Source organism: Endozoicomonas sp. ONNA1 (genome assembly GCF_024606325.1).
In the GTDB taxonomy this organism is placed as follows: Bacteria; Pseudomonadota; Gammaproteobacteria; order Pseudomonadales; family Endozoicomonadaceae; genus Endozoicomonas_A.
The window spans coordinates 1-4,761 of record NZ_JAHHPN010000468.1; the positions used below are offsets into that span (position 1 = coordinate 1).

A 4,761-nucleotide genomic window follows, 5' to 3' on the forward strand; every position below is an offset into this window, starting at 1 on the left:
CAGCCACTGTCTGATAACCGTCGACACCTCTGATGGCCTTCATGTAGTTCTCAAGCTCAGTCTTGCTGATCCGTCCTTCACGCAGCAAAGCGATGACCTTGTTACCACTGGCAGAACGGGTAGCAAAGTATTCCGGGAAGCTTTTCAGAACGCCTGCCAGAACTCCTGGTAGATGCTCGATGTAGTGAATGCCTGCTGAGCCCATGCTGCGAATTCTGTCGTCGTATTCTTGTGCCCCTCTTTCTATTCCGTGCCTGGCCGCGTAAGTCAGCCGCAGGACTGTGTACGGGACACTCAGGGGCGGATGATCTTCTGCAGGTTCGAAAGGAGGTTCAGGAAAGGTCGTTTTCAGGTTTTTGAAAACTTCCACAATCCAACTGGCCTGTTCAAACGTCAGCTTGTCTCCGACCATTGCTCGCAAGCCAATGGGTGCAAATTCGTCGTCAAAATCAATAGTCGGAAAGTAGGGTATTTCCTTACCGTTTTCTAATGCTAATTCTGCCAGACCATTTGCAGCTTGCAGAGCTAGTTGTTTGAGAGGGTGCTGCTGCGCGAATGTGTGGAGATCGTCGAGAATTTTTGCCTGTATCGGCGTGTACTGGGAGGGGGTGCCGTCATTTTCGACGGCTTCTTCGGCAGCCTTCAGGACTTTTTTCATTCTTCCAATGTCTGCTTTCCTGCCTTCAATCTGAGCTTCCAGACTGGCCTGTTCCTGAAGCAGTTGCCAGATCTTGTCGGCATCAGCGTGATCACCGCCCGGTTGTAACCGTTTGTTTCTCAGGGCAGTACTGCGTCCTTGATTGGTGTCAGAGGTTTGCTCATCATCTGCGGGCGGAGCCAATCTGGTCTGAATTTTTTTTATTGCCTGATTGAGTGCTTTTTCGTCTTCATCCAAGGCAGCAGGATGGGCGTCAGTACGACCTGAAAATACCACCTGTTCGCGAAGGATAGCGTCCAGATTGTGATTAGCCGCCTCCAGCTCACTTTCAGCTTCTTTTATTGTTCGCCTGGTCATGGCTACCTCACGGTCAAGAGCGTACCGGGGTTTAGGCTCCAGCCGAGCCATTTGCTTGTCAAGCTCATCTTCAATAGCTGCGATTCGCTCATCAACGGTAGGCTGATCCGCCTTGAAAACTTCTTTATCCAGCTGCAGGAGTTTTGCTTCAATCAAACGGTTCTGGTCGTCGATAGTGGCATCTTCCTTGTAATCCTTAATATTGAGCTGATAGGCCATTTCATTGTTTCTGGCCCTTTTGACACTTTCATCCTCGTAGACCTGGTTTACTTCATCAATTAACACCCAAATTTTCGCTATCAGGGCGTCCTTCTGTTCAATCAGGTTGGCATCTTCTTCAAATGCCACATCCAGATCACTGGCCAGTTTGGCAGTGAAGGCCATGCCCCTTTGTTCAGCAGCAAGGCATCGACGAAGGTAGATATCCACCTCTATCTCTATAGCTTCAAGCATTTTGTTCTGTCGTGCATCGCTTAGCGCATCCAGATACGAATCTTCAACTTTATAGGTAAGACTCACACCAAGCTTCTTGAGTTTGAGAGCCCTATCGTCCAGATTTGCGCTGTCTTGTTTCCAGACGGTTTGATCTATCAGATCCAGTGTGCCATCTGAGAGATTATCGACTTTAATTATTTCATCAAACAGGGCAAGTCTTGCTGCTCTGCTTTGCGCTTCATTCATTGCGAGGGTAAGTATTGCTTCTACATCGTCCAGCAGCCTGGTCTGTTGTTCTGTGGCTTGCTTATTCGGACCCTGGTCTTCGACTTTATAATGAAGATGCGCAAGGAGTCTTTTGAGTTTGAGGTCCTTCTCGTCAAGAGCCTTGCCATTGTGTGTCCAAAGGGTAATGTCTATATCATTCAGTATGTCATCTGAGAGATTATCGGCGTCAAGTATTCTATGAATTCTGCTGAGTCTTGCTGTTTTGTCATCCTCTTTGTTGACTTCGAGGTTGAGTATTCTTTCTACGGCATCCAGTATATCCAGGGCTTCTTCATCTGCCCGTTGTCTGGCTTCCCTGATAAATCTCTGCATGTCTTCAGAAATATGCTTGCGACGGAGATAGACATCGAACTCTTTACCGGGGGGATCCCTCTCCAGGGCTTTTTCCACGTTACTCAGTGTCTCCAGGACTTCAGGCATAGCTTTGGGGTGGCCGGGTGTTTTGATGTCATCCAGTTCCTTTTGCAGCCTTGCAAGCTTGAAGAGCTTGAAATATACCGTTCTTTCCAGTGTGTCGCGGTCTTTCAGTTTGCTGTCTTTACCTGGATCAATACCAAGAACGGCAGCCAGAGCGTCTTTTCTCGCCCTGGTGTAAGAATCCTCTAAATCTTTTCGATTATTAAGTCTCTTAACTCTCTGAAGCAGGCGTTTATTTTGAGCATCCATTGTCTTAAGCTTTTGAAGCAGATGTTCTTCTTGAGCGTCAACACCTGCATTGCTATCGAGATCCTGAATGTTTAAATGTGCGGCGATGGTTGCATAGCGGGCCCTGATTTCATCTTCTTTTTCAAGATTTGTTCTGCTGCCTTGTTGCTCAAGATGGTGCTGGAAATGTTGCTGAATATGGTTCTGAAGATGGTGCTGAAGATGTTGCTGTTGTAGTACGATCGTAGCTATCTGTTTCTTATTTTGTTGCTTAATGGCCTGAAAACGGACTTCCGGGCTCTTTTCGTGATCCGGGGTCAGACCGAGCTGACTTTCAATGTCAGCCAGACTATTCTCGATTACCTGTTCCCGATCGGCCAGTTCTGCTTTTAGTTGACGCAACTGCTGTTGAAGCGACTGCTTGCGGGTATACGGATCGTTTTCATCGTCTGAAGCCATATCCTGCTTGCTTTCAATGGCCGCCTGTTCTTCTTCTAAAGCTTCTTCCCCGGGCTGTCCTGTTGCAGCAAACGATGTTGAGGCAATTGATGTTGCGGCAACCGGTTGTTTGATTTCATGGATTTTCTGGCCGATGTGTCCGGCTTGTTTTTCTGCCAGCTCGTTTTCCATCTCAATCAGCTGCCCGGCAAAGTCGCCAATGACTTTGGAAACAAAGTTACCGCCTTTGTCAAAAGAATCGCTGGCAGGATCATCATAAAAATATTTGTTATAGATATTGTTGAAGCTGGGTATAACTTCGTGAATATCCTGAACAAAATGCCAGCTAGTCAGAAAATTTCTTAGCGCAGGTTTGAAGCCGAAGTGTTTTACGAACTGAATATGCATCCAGGTTGGCATGAAGTAGAACGAAGTAAATCCGACGTGCGGTATTGTGAATTTAAATTCATCTGCTCCAACTGAAGCAGCACTGGTCAATGCCTGCTGAAGATGTTCATAGTACGCAAGCGTTGCCACTTTATCATCGTATTGTTCACCTGAGTCAAGTCCAGCATTTTGCTGTGCAGAAAACTCCTCCAGCATTGCCATTTGCCTGCTTCGAATAACGTACTTGTAGCTTTTGACCTTGTCTTTTTTAACTCGTGCTGTTGTATAAGGAGTGGGGGCATTGCAGCCAAATTTATCCCAGATGTAATAGAGACCTTCCACAAAAGCGACATCGGTCGGATTCTGTTTCTGACCACGGAAAACAATAATCTCTCCCGGAGTCTCTGTTACTTCCAGTTTTGGATAACCAGCAGGTACAGGATAAGCCTGTGTCTCATCCTCGACGTGAACAACATAGCCGACGGGTTTATGGTATGACAAAAGATCATCCAGAATGCCCTGTTGTAAATCTTTTCCGAGAACATGAACCTGGGTATAGGCGGAGGTGGCTGCTGCCAAAAGCACCTCATCATTAACAAAAAGTGATTGACCCAGACGCTGAAGTTCAGGAGGCTGATCTGCTGCGGCGATGAGACGCATGAAAGTGCGCCGGTTCACTTCAACCTTGTCTACTTCGAGGATGGCAAGGGCAACATAGTGATCAGCTTCGCCAAGTTTGCCTGCCCTTTTATTCGCCCCTTTCAGCACTCCCACCAGATGATCGGTGCTGGCAATGCCAGTAAACGGTTCTAATCTCCAGGTGCCCCCTAATTGAGCCCGAACAGTCCTGATTGAATCCTGATGGGTCATACTCTCTCTGACTTCGATAAGCAGTTTCTCTTCTGCAAGGTTATGGGTGAATCTGAAGACCCCCTCATTTCCCACCTTCAGGATTTTGCTGTACTTCTGAGCAACGTCATTCTCGTCTGTTGCAAACTGATCAATACTGGCAACACCACCCTCAATGCCAGAAAGAATGTCCGTGAAGCCTTCAGAAGGAATGTCGTAGCCCGCTCTGACTTCAGTCTGGTCAGGGTAAGTGGTGGTAAAGGTTTTGGGTATTGGCTGCTGGTCATCTCCTAAAGTTGGCTTAACGATGACCTCGCTCTGGGTAAACTCCGTATGTCTATTGCCCTGAATATCGACAGATTTTATCTGCAGCCTGCGATCGGCCAGTGCCTGTGTACCAATGACGGAAGAGCTGATGGTTATGGCCACTGCAAGGCTTAATGCATTGGGGCGAAAATATCTCATTCTACTGCCTCAGAGCTGAGTATTTTTATTACTGTGAAAAGTGATTGCCACAGCAGGCGAGGAAGCGACTTCTAATCGCTCGTGGCTGTCAGCGGGTCACTGTTTCAGTTAGAAATCTGGACTGAGTGGTTATTTCCCTTAATGGCCATGAACTTTTTGATCATCGTCCTGTTGCTTATTGTAGAAGGCACCCAGAGTGTAGAAGTAAGGAATACTTTCTGCATGGGAGAACGACCATT

General features: G+C 47.2%; 1 protein-coding gene. It reads right to left on the reverse strand.

Annotation, left to right across the window (positions count from 1 at the left end; genetic code table 11):
• Window positions 1-4,522, reverse strand: a 4,522-nt coding sequence (locus KDK19_RS10735) for a hypothetical protein (RefSeq protein WP_257287920.1), incomplete at its 3' end; no start/stop codon positions are given.
• Window positions 4,523-4,761 lie beyond the last annotated feature (239 nt).